This is a genomic window from Marinobacter sp. F4218 (assembly GCF_019443085.1).
Lineage (GTDB): Bacteria > Pseudomonadota > Gammaproteobacteria > Pseudomonadales > Oleiphilaceae > Marinobacter > Marinobacter albus.
In genome coordinates this window covers 1,298,221-1,311,584 of record NZ_JAHZIL010000003.1, presented here as the reverse complement: position 1 = coordinate 1,311,584, position 13,364 = coordinate 1,298,221, and the positions used below count along the sequence as shown (strand labels likewise).

Genomic DNA, 13,364 nt, shown 5'->3' with positions numbered 1-13,364 from the left:
AATGAGGGCGCCAGTTTAACACGTCGCGATCAGAGGCTGCTGAGCCAGGCTTCCATCTTGTCCATGGCCTTGACCAGACGGGGGCAGGCCTGCTCGACGAACCCATCCCCCAGATCGTGATCGGCGTAGTCGCCGCCCGCCAGCTTCAGGGCCTCGGCACCGTCGAAGTCGACAAACGCGAGGCGAGCGCCCAGATGATCCGGTACGAAGCCGAAGTCGCTGGCGGGCAGAATGGCCACCCCGGTGTTTTCAAGCAGGGACGTACAGAACGCCTGGCTGGTCTTGATGTCCCGTTTCGAAAGCCGGTCGCGGAAGGCCGAGAAATCCGGGAACAGGTAGAACGCCCCTTCGGGTTTCTGGGCCACGGCACCCATGTCGGTCAGGCGCCGGTGGACATACTCGCCGATGACCTTGAGCACCCGGCGGGACTGCACCAGGTATTCATCGATGTCGTCGCCGCCATTGAACGCCGAGATCGCCGCGTACTGGATCGGGGCGCTGGTGGAGGTGAAGGTTTCACTGGCGATGATGGCCATGGCATCCAGCAATGGCCGCAGCTCGGTTGGAAAGATGAACGTGCCAAGACGCCAGCCGCCGGCACCGGCCCACTTGCTCAGGCCCGTGCTGATGATGGTCCCCTCCGGGTAGTAGCGGGCAATGGACTTGTGCTTGCCCTCGAAGTGGACCTCGCCGTAAATCTCGTCCGACAGCAGGATCAGTTTGTACTTGCGGGCGACATTGGCAATCGCCAGCAACTGATCGTCGGTGTAGGTGCAGCCTGTCGGGTTGGACGGGTAGTTCATAATCAGGATGCGCGGCCGGGAGGGATCGTCCCGGCAGATGATGTCCAGTTCCTCGGCGGTAAGCTGCCAGTTGTTTTCGGCGTGGGTGGGCAGCCAGTGCACCGACCGGCCGATGATCCGCGCTTGCGGTGCGTAGGACACCCAGCTCGGGCGCGGAATCAGCAGGTCACCGTAGTACGCCAGCTGCAGAAGGAACAACAGCTCCTTTGAGCCGGGGCCGATGAGCACGTCTTCCCAGGTGAAACGCATGCGTTCGCTGCGATTGATGTACCCGGCGATGCTTTCACGCAACCCCTTCAGGCCCTTGACCGGCAGGTAGTCCTTCTCGTGGGCATGCGCCTTCAACGCCTCAACCACACGGTCAGGCACCGGAAACGGAGACTGTCCAAGTCCCAGTTTAATGATGTCCTTGCCGTCGGCCTTGAGCTGGTTGCTCAGCTCATTGATGCGCAGGGTGGATGAGGGTTGGATGCCTCGAACGTTCAGGTTTATCGCGTAGCGGTGATCGGATTGTATGTCCATTGGCCCAGTCTGTGGTTTGGAAATGACACCGCCAGTATAGGAAACCCAAACATACCTGTGACCGTAGGCAGGATAGGTGATTGCCGAATTCGGGGGTGGGACTTTAGTTGGAATTGCCCAAATCGAGTTGGTTCAGCATCCGGTTGAAGTCCGACCGGAGTTGTTCGGCATCCGGTCTTTGCCGGGAAAACGCCGCCCGGAAATAACGTTCCTCGCCAACCGTTCCGGGGATAGCGGTGACGCGGGAGAGTTCCGGATAACGCGCCCGGTATTTTTGAATCAGATAGTTGCAGGCGGTTTCCTCACAGATAAAAAGATCCACCCGGTCCAGCGCAACCATGCGCAGGCCCGCCAGATCGGGCTGTTCCTGGCTCATAGTCATCACCCGGGCCAGGTCTTTAGCAAGCCAGTCCATAAACTCCTGATTGTAACTGTACGATGCGGATACGCCCAGGCGCAGGCCGGCCAGGTCGTTGTAGGTGGTCCAGGAGATATCCGCACCTTTACGGGCGTAGAAGACGTCCCGGGCAGTGCTGATCGGATCGGTGAACAGGTAGTAGCGCTCGCGTTGCGGCGACGCGGTCAGCGAGAACAGCAGGTCGGCGTCGCCGTTTCGGACCATCAGTTCGGCGCGGGCCCAGGGCAGCAGCCTGATTCTCGGCACAAAGCCCATTCGTTCGACAACGGTCCGGACGGTCTCGACGTCCTGACCCCGAACGGTACCGTTCTCGACATACTCGAATGGAGGATACTGAGTGGTAACCACGTCCAGGACCGGGGCGGTATCCGACAACACCGGCATGGTTGCCCACACTATCAGAATGCTGACAAAGCCCCGGATCAGCATAGGTTTGGTCTCCGCTCGCGTTTCTGCATCCCCTTGACCTGAAGTCTAGCCGACTTACCGGGTATTTTCGGGCGCTCAGCGGGAACGTACCCAGACCTCCACCCGGCCATTGCGTTGCTGGCCGCTGTCACCGCCGGCCATACCAACAGGCATGTAATGTCCGTAGCCGGTGTAGGCGATATCACCGACGCCAAGGTCCGAGAGCGCCTTGCGTACCGACAGGGCGCGAAGTTCGGAAATCATCTGGGCGCGCAGTTCGTTGCTCTGCTGGTCCGCGAAGCCGATCAGCATTATGTCGTCGGGGCTGCGGTTGTTCCGGCTCATAAAATCGGAAACGCGTTTGAGGTCCCGTCGGGCTTTATTGTCCAGCCCGGTTCGGCCTTCGGAAAACCGGAAGTTGACGGTCAGCCGCTGATAATTCTCGGTCAGTCGCCGGAAGGTTTGCGGGGTGCTGTTGTCCAGTTCCGGTTTGACGGCGATCGGGTTCTGGGAAATGAAGCCGGACCGGGACACAATCGCCTGACCCTCTTCTCCCAATACGAAGTCAATGAAACTTGCCGCCAGGGGCGTCGTTGCCTTCCCGGGCGTATACATGAACAGGCGCCGGGCAAGCGGGTAATCCTCGCTGGCGACCGTTAACTGATTGGGTTTGAGCGCCGGCGCGTCGCCATCGGAGATCGCGAGTACCTTGCTGTCACGAACCGAGGCCAGCCCGGCAAAGCCGATGCCCGACGGATCACGGCTGACATCGTTAGAGAGCCGGTCGTTGGATTCGTACCGACGGGCGGACGAGGCCAGGGTATAGGCCTTGCCCAGCACCAGCGTCCTGAACGTGTCCCAGGTGCCGGACCTATCATCCCGGGCGTACAGGTGGATGGTCTGGTTGTCGCCCCCCAGCTCGGACCAGTTACGGATCTCCCCGGCAAAGATCCTGCCCAGGGTTTCGATACTGAGCTGGCTTACCGGATTGGACGGGTGCACCAGCACCGCCAGGCCGTCGATGGCAATCACGTGCTCGCTGTCGAGGTCGTTCAGGTTTGCCCGCCCGGCCATCTCCGCCACTTCCTGAGCTTTGGCGGGCCGGGACGACGCCCAGATATTGGCCGTGCCATTGTTGAGCGCCCTGAACCCGGTGCTTGAGCCGTGGGCGGCAACCAGGGCGCGGACCGTGGCGCCGGCGTGCTTGCCCGTCAGTACTTTTTCGTTGTCCTTGCCGTTGCTGCGGACACGCACCGGGCCGGTGCCCTGGCGAGCGAGGAACCCTTCCACCAGCATGGGGGCCAGGGTGGCTCCGATGGTGTTGGACCCGTGAATCTCCATGTCTTCTGCGTGGGCCTGGGGTAACCACAGGGTGAGCGCAAGAAACCACACCCAAATGCGGTGCCGCGCCATGGGAAGATGGCTTTGTTTCATCCTAAAACCTCGTGACAACAGTTAGTTAGCGTTGCCCGAAGAATGCGACAGAAATGTGACAGTCATGTTTCAGTTGCCGTTGGCAGGCCCGGGCGCGAAGGGATCTTTTCGCCAAAACTGTTAAGCAGGCCGCGGTGCCGCAGCGTATTGTGACTTATAGTTGGTGCTCCGCAGTAACAAAAAAACACAAAATGCGGGGTCAATCATGAGCCACCTTTCCGCCCAAGCCAGTGGCGGTGACCGCGTCCGCCCCGATCCGGGATCGCCGCTGCGCCGGGTTTTAATTGTTGATGACCACCCCCTGTTTTCCCAGGGGCTGGCAGGCTTGATGACACAGGCTTCGCTGGCCACATCGGTCGATCTGGCCGATTCCGTTGACCAGGCAGCGGCCCTGCTGGCAGGCCCGAACGATGTCGATCTCGTGTTGCTGGACGTTTCACTGCAGGGCGAAACCGGGCTGATGCTGTTACCGCGAATCATTGCCCGGGAGCCGCCGGTTCCGGTGGTGGTCATTTCCAGCTCGGAAGACGAAACAACCGTTCGGGCAGCCCGCGCAGCGGGCGCGCGGGGATTCCTGCCGAAATCAGCCGGACGAACCGCACTGGTCAGTATGTTCCGGGCCATCAGCCGGGGGGCCGAGTACTTTCCGGGGCGGCCTCAGCCGGCGGCCCAGGTCCAGGCACTGACACCCCGGCAGATGGAAGTTCTGTCACTGCTGGCGCAGGGCTTTCCCAACAAACGGATCTGCCAGAGCCTCAATCTCACCGAACACACGGTCAAGACCCATCTGAAGGCAATCTTTGCCCATCTCGGGGTCCACAATCGCACCGAGTGCGTCAGTCAGGCCCGCCAGATGGGCTGGCTGTAACCGGCGTATCAGCGTGAGGCGGGTCGCAGACTGCAAGGGCGGGGGCATCCGCGGCCAGCCTGACATCAATCCAGAAGGTGCTGCCAGCGCCGGGTTCCGACGTGACCCCGCAGGACCCTCCGATCATCCCGGTCAGCTCTCTGACAATGGCGAGCCCAAGTCCCAGCCCGGCCGGATTGTCCCGACCCTGAGCACCACGGACAAACGGCTGGAAAACCGAGTCCTGAAGCTGCTTGTCGAGACCCGTGCCGTTATCGTTGATGCTGACTCGGACGATGGCGCCCCGGGGCGCGACGGTAATGCGCACTTCGTTGCCACCGCTGTGGTCGATGGCGTTGAACACCAGGTTCTGCAGCGCCCTCAGCAGGAGCTCCGGGTCTGCCATGACCTGAAGCCGCGGTTCCGGGGTGGCCCGGCAAAGCCGGATGTCGTGCAGGGTTGCATGATCAACCGTGAGGTCAACGAGCTGGTCCAGCAGGGCGTTCAGGTCCATGACGTCGTTCTGGGGCTGGATCATCCCCTCGTTGATGCGTGAAATATCCAGCACGGTGCCCAGCAGGCGCTGAAAGTGACTGACCGTGCCCTGCAGGCGGCGGACCAGGCTGAGGTGCTCCGGGGCCAGCCGCGCTGCCGACAGGTTTTCCAGGGTCAGGCCAATGATGTTCAGGGGCTGGCGAAGGTCGTGACTGGCCACGGTGATGAGATGACTTTTGCGTTCGCTCTCTTCGGCCGCGCTCTGGTGCAGAAAATTGACCAGTTGCTGGTCGAGGAAGTGGGCCCGGTGCCGGTATTCACTGAGCCAGGCCCCCATCATCCCGATGGTATTCGCCGTGAGGACGAAAAACAGGTTGACCATGACCGCGCCCGGCGGCAGTCCGACTGATAACTCCACAATCAGATAGGTGACGATAATGATTGCCGAGGCGATGGATGCGGCGAAAAAGGGCAGGCCCATGGCAAAGTAACCGAACATCAGCATGAGCAGCATTCCCTCGTAGGGCAGGGGGAAGTCCCGGAGTCGAGCGTTGGCGATGATGGCCACCACACTCAGGCCGCCAATCAGATAGGCGAGGGCGTACAGACGCTCGAAACCGAGGTCCCCCGGTTGTTGGCAATACGACAGCCACCACACCAGGGTGATGACGGGGCAGGTGACCCACAGCCGGATGGCTGTGGTGGTCTTCGCCAGTTCCGGTGGCAGCATGACCAGGTCCAGCAGCACAAAGATACCGAAGATCAGCAGCCCGGCTGCGGAAACCAGGCGGGCGCGCTCCCGCACCGCTGCGGCCCTGAGCTGGCGATAACCGGGTTCAAGATCGGGGCTGAATCGCAGGCGCCGAAAACCGGCCGATTGCTGCAATCTGATTGTCTGCGTATCCATCAAGCCCACCTGCCGTTACGGAGCACTATGCAGTGTAATGCTCCGTATCCGGAGAAGACGGGAGTGGGCGCACATTATGGCTGATTGCTGCCCAGCATCTTCAGTCGAGCCCAGGTGTGTTTTTTGTTGTCCGGAAAGTACTGGTCCAGGAGTCGGGCCTGCTGGGCGGCCTCGTCGGCGTCGGCCAGTCCGGATTCCTTCAGCTGGGCCAGGGCTTCACTGTATTGCCGGTACCGGGCATCGAAGTCTTCGCGCTCCCGCAGGTAGGCCGTGACATCGGCCGCTGCATCCGGAGCCATGCCCAGATCCATCAGCTGTTGTCCGGCGTTCTCGGGGGAATCCGCCGTTTTCATGGTCTCCATCCGCTGACGGTTCTCCTCGTTGGTCTCCAGAAGCCGGCGTTCGGTTTGCAGCAGGGGTTCCGGAAGCTGGTTGCGATGCCAGTCGATCAGCGCCGTTTTGGCGCCATCCGTCAGGTCCGTCCGGCGGGCGATATCCAGCGTGGCCAGAGTGTACTCTCCGTACGCCTCTTCCATGCCAAAGAAGGCCCGGTGGGCGTCAGGACTGAACACAGTCTGTCGGAGTTGCTGGAGATCCGTGAACGCCTTTTCGAGCATTTGCTGTTGGTACGCCGGGTCGTTCTGGCGCGCCGGATCCAGCGGGGCGGCCTGCAACGCCAGAGCTTGCTGCTTGTAGTCGAGATACTGGTCCAGGAGGGCCATGGCCTGCCTGGCGGCCTCGTGCGGGAGATGACCGAAAGCCAGTGCCCGGATGCGCTCCAGGGCGATCTCCGGCGACACCTCTCCAACGGTACTCAGGAAATAGTCGAAGAAATCCCGGGTACCGAGATCAACAATCAATCGGCCGTTGGCGTCGGCCTTCAGGGCACCGTCGATATCGGTGCCTTCCAGGGAGCGGGCAAAGGGGGCGGACCCCAGCGTCTCCGGTGTGCGGGCGGCGATCGGGGCGGCGGCTGAGGTGTCAGGACCGGTGCCCGTGGGGGCCTTGGTGCCAGCCTGAGGTTGCAGGCTGAGTTCAGGGACGACGGTCTGAGCGTCGGGGGCATCGCGGTCGCCAGTGCCCGCCCGGGTGGTTTCACCGGGCGGGTACAGCCACATCGCACCGCCGGCCACGATGGCCGACAGCGCGATGGGGGCGAGCCATCGACGTTGCAGGAACTGACGATGTCTCATCTGGACCTCACAGACCGCGATTTTTCAGGCGGTTAGCCTGCGAACGGTAAAGGGATACCGGGTTGGTCCAGAGGGAACGGGCGCCGAACAGGTGATTGATGGCATCCACATGGTTCATGACGTAGTGGGTCCCGATCACGTTGCCCATTTTTGTGGAGCAGACACCCACGAGGCCATCGTTGGGCTCGCTGCCGAACGCCAGCGAGGTGATGCCCAGGAACGGATCGGAAACATCGAGAATGTTGGTCCAGACGGCGCGGCCGGTCCAGGAAAAGAACTTGATGCGGTTGCCGTTGATCCAGACGTTCTCATCGGTGCCCGAGCAGGAGGAGCGGTTGACCCCTTTCCAGCCGAGGGCATCGTTCAGTTCCGTGGTGCCCCGCGTGGTCAGGGTTTCCAGCGCAGCCACACCATCCTGGGGGTTGCTCGAGCCGGACAGAGCGTTCACCAGGTCGCCCAGGGCGTTGGCGATGGTCTGCGCTCCGCCTTCGACGTAACTGCCCGGCGGGAGGATGCCGCGGACGACATCGGCCACTTTCGAGCCCTTGTTGACGCCATCAATCGAGGTGATGGAGGCGATCTTGTGGGGAATGAGTGACGCCGTGACCCGGGACGTCGGTGCGCCCTGGCTGTGGGCCATGAGATTGACCTTGGAATGACCGAGGCCGTTGACGTAGTTGGCCAGTTGCTGGCCCCGCTGTTCACTGCTGTTGACGAAGGAAACGCTGGCGGAATAAACCCGTGCGCCGCTGCGTTCCAGGTTCCAGGGGATGGTGTGGAAGTAGTTGACCAGACCACCGATGGTGTTGAATCCGGTGACACCGTGAACCAGAACAATCGGGTAGCGGGTCTGGGTATAACTGGCGTGGCTAAGGAACGAGGCTGACAGCATGACAAGCCCCAGCGCGATGGCTGCGGTAGTTCGAATACGCATGATTGAATCCTGTTGTTTTTGTAAGCGGCCGCTTCCATGGCGGCCTTGGGTCATTAATGCGTTGTCGATTATTCGCGCGAATGCGCGGGCGCGGAATCGCCCATTTGGGGGAGGTGATCAGGAGAATCGGTGGGGTTCCAGTTCCATGTGCAGAATGCGCTGGCCAAGCATGATCACGCGGCCGGTGTAGCGCTCCTCGCCGGTGGAGGTGAAGTCAAACAGAAATCGGCGCCAGACCCGCACCCGCCCCTCGGGGTCGCGCTTGAACCAGATGCCGCGAAGATAGACGGCATCGTCCAACAGCATGACGTCCATGCTCTTGCAGTAGCGGCGGGCCGCCTGGAGCACGAAGTCCTTGATGGCCTTGGCGCGCCACCAGTACCAGATGGCGAAGGCGGCTAGAAATAGCCAGAAGAGGGTTCCCAGAGTCACGGTTTGGCGATCTTTTTCGTTGAATAGCAAAATGGAGTGACAGACTACCCTAATCGGCTGGCTTGGGAAATTGTGCCCGGCCTGCCCCTGGGTGGCCGGGCGATTTGCGGGCCGGTCAGTGACCGGCTTTATTGTGATCGCGCGCCAGCAGGATGTAGAACGCCGGCAGCACGAAGATGGTGAACAGGGTGCCGATGCCGAGACCTGCGCTGATGGTCAGGCCGATGGCGAAACGGCTCTCCGCGCCCGGCCCGATGGCAATCAGCAATGGCACCATGGCGAAGATCAGCGCCAGTGAGGTCATGATGATCGGGCGCAGGCGGATGGCCGCCGCCTCGATGACCGCCTTGACCTTGTCCAGGCCCCGTTCCACCTGCAGCTGATTGGCAAATTCGACGATCAGGATGCCGTTCTTGGAGACCACGCCGATCAGGGTGATCAGCCCGACCTGGGTGTAGATGTTCATGCTGGCAAAGCCGAGTACGATAAACGCCATCGCACCGGCTACCGACATGGGCACGGACACCAGGATAATGAACGGGTCACGCCAGCTCTCGAATTGCGCAGCCAGTACCAGGTAGATCACCAGCAATGACAGGAAGAAGGTGACTACCAGGGCGCTGCCCTGGGTCGCAAGCTGCCGGCTCTGGCCAGTGTAGTCGTAGCTGAAGCCCTGCGGGAACACCTCGTCAGCGGTCTTTTCCATGTAATCCATGGCCGCACCGGCCGCCACACCCGGCATCACCACGCCCTGGAGGGTCAGCGAGTTCTGCTGATTGAACTGGGTCCGGTTGGACGGCTCAACAGTGCGGCTGAAGCTGACCACACTTTCGAGCGGAACCAGTTCACCGGTATCGGCGCGGATGTAGTAATCGTTCAGCGCTTGAGCGTCCAGGCGGAATTGCTGGTCCACCTGGGGAATCACCTGGTAGGAGCGGCCTTCCATGCTGAACCGGTTGATATAGCCCCCGCCCAGCATACTGGAGAGGGCCTGGCCGACGTCCTGCATGGACAGGCCAAGGTCGGCAACCCGGTCCCGGTCCACGTTGATCCGGGTGATGGGCCGGTCAAAGTTGATCGATTTCTGCAGGAACATGAAGTTGCCGCTGCCCATGGCCTTGCCCCGCAAGTCGTCGGCGACCTGGTCCAGCTGCTCATAGCTGTTGCCGGTGGTGATCACGAACTGGAACGGCAGGCCGCCACCGGAACCCGGCAACGACGGCCGCGGGAACACCGCCGTCTGCAGCCCGGTGACCTTCTTGAGCTCGGCATCCAGCTGGGGCTGGACTTCGAACTGGGTAATCTCCCGCTGGCTCCAGGGCGCCAGTTTGAAACCGCCGAACACCGCATTCGGCCCGGTAAAGCCGATGATCATGAAGTCTTCGTTGTACCCGGGCAGGTTCGACATCCGGTTCTGGATTTCGTCGCCGTGCTCCTGCAGGTAGTCGAGGGTGGCGGTCTCGGGCCCGAGGCCCTGATAGAACAGGATGCCCTGATCCTCGGTCGGCGCCAACTCGTTCTGGCTCATCATGGCCATGAAGTAAATGGAACCCAGCACCACAACCGCAAAGAAGATGACCACGGACTTGGTTTCCATCAGCGAGCTGAGAGCCTTCTTGTAGCCGTTGGACAGACCGTTGAAGCTGCGTTCCACCAGCGCCTCGAACCGGCCGGGGTTGCCATGGGGCTTCAGTACCAGGCCCGACAGCATGGGGGAGAGGGTGAGCGCCACGACACCGGAAATCACCACTGCACCGGCCAGGGTGAAGGCAAACTCGGTGAACAGCGAGCCGACCAGGCCGCCCATGAAGCCAATCGGCGCATACACGGCCACCAGTGTGGTGGTCATGGCAATGATTGGCACCGCCATTTCCCTTGCGCCCTTGATGGCGGCGTCAAACCGGGACTCGCCCCGTTCGATATGGCGGTGCACGTTTTCGACCACGATGATGGCGTCGTCGACCACCAGGCCGATGGCCAGGACCATGGACAGGAGGGTCAGGAGGTTCAGGGAAAAACCGAACATCAACATGATGAAGGCGCCGCCGACCAGCGACAGGGGAACCGCCACGGACGGCACGATGGACGCCCGGATTGAGCCCAGGCACAGGAACACCACCACCAGTACAATGACCAGCGCTTCGAGCAGGGTCTTGATGACCTCGTTGATGGAATCCTCAATGAAGTCCGAGGCGTCATAGGCCAGCCGGACATTCAGGCCGGAGGGCAGCTGGCTTTCGATGTCCGGGAGGGAGTCTTTCACCAGGCCGGCCACGGTCAGCGGGTTGGCGCCCGGTGCCAGTTCAATGGCCACGTAGGTCGCCGGGTCGCCCTTGTAGAGCGCAAGCTGGTTGTAGGACTCCGAACCCAGCTCCACCCGGGCGATGTCCTGAAGCCGGATCTGGGTGCTACCAGACTGTTTCACCACCAGATTGCGGAACTGATCCGGATCGGCGACATCGGTGTCGCTGGTCATGCTGATCTCGGTGTACTGACCCTTGGTGTTGCCCACAGCCGCCTGGTAATTGTTGGCACGCAGCTTGGCAACGACTTCCGGGGGAGTCATGTCGACTGCCGCCAGCCGCTCCGGATCCAGCCAGACCCGGAGTGCGAATTTGCGGCCAATCAGCTCGGCCTTGCCGACACCCGGAAGTGCCTGCAGCTTGGGCTGAACCACCCGGGTGAGGTAATCGGAGATCTGGGGCACACCGATTTCGCTGCTGTAAAAAGCAATGTACATCAACGCGGTGGAATCGCCGGTCGTGGAGGTGATGACCGGGTCCTGGGCCTCTGCCGGCAGCACGTTGCGCTGACTGGCTACCTTGGCCTGAATCTCTGCCAGTGCGGCATTGGCGTCGTAGTTGAGTACCATCTTGGCTTCGATGGTGGAAGTTCCCTGGGAGCTGGTGGAGGTCAGGTAATCGATACCACTGGCCTCAGCAATGGCCTGCTGAAGCGGTGTGGTGATGAACCCCTTGATCAGGTCAGAGCTGGCGCCCGGATAAGCGGTGGTCACGGTGACCGTGGTGCTTTCGAGCTCGGGGTACTGACGGATCTCCATCTCCATCGCAGCCCGGGCGCCGAGCAGCAGGATCAGAAGGCTCACCACCGTGGCCAATACCGGACGGTGGATAAAAATATCGGTAAATCGCATTATTCAGACGCCTCCTGCGATTCACCTGACTCGTCCTGAATCTCGACCGGCTGACCGGCCCGCAGGCGCAGCAAGCCCTTCGATACCACGGTCTCGCCTTCGCCGAGTCCGGCCAGAATGGCGACCCGGGTGTCGCGGGTTTCGCCGGTGTCGACGGTGCGGCGGGTGACAACCTGGGTACCCTCGTCGTTTTTGCCCACGACAAAGACAAAGTCACCGTAAGTGTTGTAGGAGACCGCAGTGCGGGGCACTGTCACCACTTCGTTGTCCCTGGGCTGGCTGGTCATCACCGCCGCAAACATGCCGGGCCGAAGCAGGTTCTCCTTGTTGTCGAGGGTGGCCCGGATTCGTACGGTGCGGGTTTCCGGGTTGACGGAGGTGTTGATCGCGCTGACCGTGCCTTCGAAAATCTGGTCCGGTACCGCAGCCACAGTCGCCCGCACCGGATAGCCGGTTGCCACGTTAGGCAGGTTCTTTTCCGACAGGGTATAGTCGACGTAGATCGGATCCAGCATGTTGATCTCGACAATGGGCGTGCCCGTGGCAATGTACTCACCCTGGTCGACCATCCGGATGCCCAGCCGGCCGTCAAACGGTGCGCGGATGATCTTTTTGCTCAGTTGGGCTTCGGCTTCGTTCACCCGGGCGCGGGCGGCGTCGAAGTTGGCCTTGGCTTCATCGTACTGGGACTGGGAGACGGCGCGTTTGGGCAGGAGGTTGGAGACCCGCTTGAACTCCTGTTCGGCGAGTTGGGCTTCCGCCCGACGGGTCCGGAGTGCCGCTTCATCAATCGCGGAATCGATGCGAATAAGCACGTCACCTTTTTTGACGGTGTCGCCGGACTCGAAATTGACGGTCTCAACGACGCCGGGTACTTCGTTGGCAACCTCAATCCCGTTGACCGCTTCGATACTGCCAACGGCCTTGATCGCTGGTGTCCAGAGTTCTTTTTGGGCCTGGACCGCGGAGATCTGTGCGGGCGGACGCGGCTGCCCCATCTTTTCTTGCATCTGGCCAAACTGGTAAAACTTGTAGCCAAAAATGCCGCCAAGGACGACGCCGAGGAAGATGATAACGATCACGAAGCGGGAGGCAGTACGCATAGTTCGGGTCCTGGGAATCGGGCTTTATATGTAAGTCATAAAACATAGCATCCTATAAAAGTCCGGTAGGTGTTGTCACCGGTTTGTCAGTATTTCTGCGTAGCCTATTCAGACAGTTGCGCCAATTTGGCGCCATTGGACTGACCGTGAAGGGGATGCTGGTATTGTCGGTCAGGTAAGTGACAGAATTACGAACGGACTCTAGTGAAGGATCAGCGCATGCAGTGGATTCTCGGCCTCGCTCTGGCGGCTGCCGTCTTTGTCATTCTGAAACAGTGGGGCGCCCTGACGCCCGAGAAGCAGAAATCGGCAATCTGGAAGATTGTTCTGGTGGCGGGCGGAGCGCTGCTGGTATTCATGGTTTTGACGGGGCGCGTGCACGTGTTGACCGCGGCTGTGGCTGCGCTGCTCCCGCTGTTGCGAAAACTGCCGGCGGCGTTGAAGTATATTCCCCAGTTTCGCCAGAATTTCCGGACCGGTGCCGGTGCCGAAGCGGATGAGGGCCAACATCGCAGAGCGGCATCCCATGGCAATATGTCCAAGCAGGAAGCCTGTGAGGTGCTTGGGGTGCAGGCGGGATGCAGTGACGAGGACATTATCGTCGCCCATCGGCGGCTGATCCAGAAACTGCATCCTGACCGGGGTGGCAACGATTACCTTGCCGCCAAGATCAACGAGGCCAAGAGTGTCCTGCTGAGTCGCTCTCGGGCCTGA

At 61.2% G+C, this 13,364-nt stretch carries 11 protein-coding genes; 2 read left to right on the top strand and 9 right to left on the bottom strand.

Annotated elements, in window-relative coordinates; translation table 11 throughout:
* Nucleotides 1-29: 29 nt before the first annotated feature.
* From K0B93_RS10010 to K0B93_RS10000, 3 genes are all read right to left on the bottom strand, one after another.
* The gene (locus K0B93_RS10010; RefSeq protein WP_219867072.1) at nt 30-1,325 is read right to left on the bottom strand and encodes a pyridoxal phosphate-dependent aminotransferase; all 1,296 of its coding nucleotides are present in this window, start codon (nt 1,323-1,325) and stop codon (nt 30-32) included.
* A gap of 103 nt (nt 1,326-1,428) precedes the next feature.
* Nucleotides 1,429-2,172 carry a substrate-binding periplasmic protein gene (locus tag K0B93_RS10005; RefSeq protein ID WP_219867071.1) on the bottom strand — a complete coding sequence of 248 codons (744 nt, stop codon included), beginning with the start codon at nt 2,170-2,172 and terminating at the stop codon, nt 1,429-1,431.
* Between the two features lie 75 nt (nt 2,173-2,247).
* On the bottom strand, nt 2,248-3,585 hold the full coding sequence (locus K0B93_RS10000; RefSeq protein WP_228743343.1) for a substrate-binding domain-containing protein: 1,338 nt from the start codon (nt 3,583-3,585) through the stop codon (nt 2,248-2,250).
* A gap of 205 nt (nt 3,586-3,790) precedes the next feature.
* On the opposite strand from K0B93_RS10000, the gene K0B93_RS09995 reads away from it, so the two are divergent.
* Nucleotides 3,791-4,453, top strand: coding sequence for a response regulator transcription factor (locus K0B93_RS09995; protein WP_219867070.1), 663 nt, complete (start codon nt 3,791-3,793; stop codon nt 4,451-4,453).
* Here the strand turns inward: K0B93_RS09995 and K0B93_RS09990 are convergent.
* The 6 genes from K0B93_RS09990 to K0B93_RS09965 all read right to left on the bottom strand — a co-directional run bounded on the left by K0B93_RS09990 (nt 4,422) and on the right by K0B93_RS09965 (nt 12,650).
* Complete coding sequence (locus K0B93_RS09990; RefSeq protein ID WP_219867069.1) at nt 4,422-5,834, bottom strand: sensor histidine kinase; 1,413 nt, start codon at nt 5,832-5,834, stop codon at nt 4,422-4,424. The genes K0B93_RS09995 and K0B93_RS09990 overlap by 32 nt on opposite strands.
* A gap of 74 nt (nt 5,835-5,908) precedes the next feature.
* Nucleotides 5,909-7,027, bottom strand: coding sequence for a lipase secretion chaperone (locus K0B93_RS09985; RefSeq protein WP_219867068.1), 1,119 nt, complete (start codon nt 7,025-7,027; stop codon nt 5,909-5,911).
* Between the two features lie 7 nt (nt 7,028-7,034).
* Nucleotides 7,035-7,961, bottom strand: coding sequence for an esterase/lipase family protein (locus tag K0B93_RS09980; protein WP_219867067.1), 927 nt, complete (start codon nt 7,959-7,961; stop codon nt 7,035-7,037).
* Between the two features lie 117 nt (nt 7,962-8,078).
* A complete protein-coding gene (locus K0B93_RS09975; protein ID WP_219867066.1) occupies nt 8,079-8,393 on the bottom strand; it encodes a DUF3301 domain-containing protein in 315 nt (104 codons plus the stop codon).
* A gap of 115 nt (nt 8,394-8,508) precedes the next feature.
* Complete coding sequence (locus tag K0B93_RS09970; RefSeq protein WP_219867065.1) at nt 8,509-11,547, bottom strand: efflux RND transporter permease subunit; 3,039 nt, start codon at nt 11,545-11,547, stop codon at nt 8,509-8,511.
* Entirely contained in the window at nt 11,547-12,650 is a 1,104-nt protein-coding gene (locus K0B93_RS09965; protein WP_219867064.1) for an efflux RND transporter periplasmic adaptor subunit, read from the bottom strand. Before K0B93_RS09965 ends, K0B93_RS09970 begins: the two co-directional genes overlap by 1 nt.
* Nucleotides 12,651-12,869: 219 nt before the next feature.
* On the opposite strand from K0B93_RS09965, the gene K0B93_RS09960 reads away from it, so the two are divergent.
* Nucleotides 12,870-13,364, top strand: a complete 495-nt coding sequence (locus K0B93_RS09960; RefSeq protein ID WP_219867063.1) for a DnaJ domain-containing protein — start codon at nt 12,870-12,872, stop codon at nt 13,362-13,364.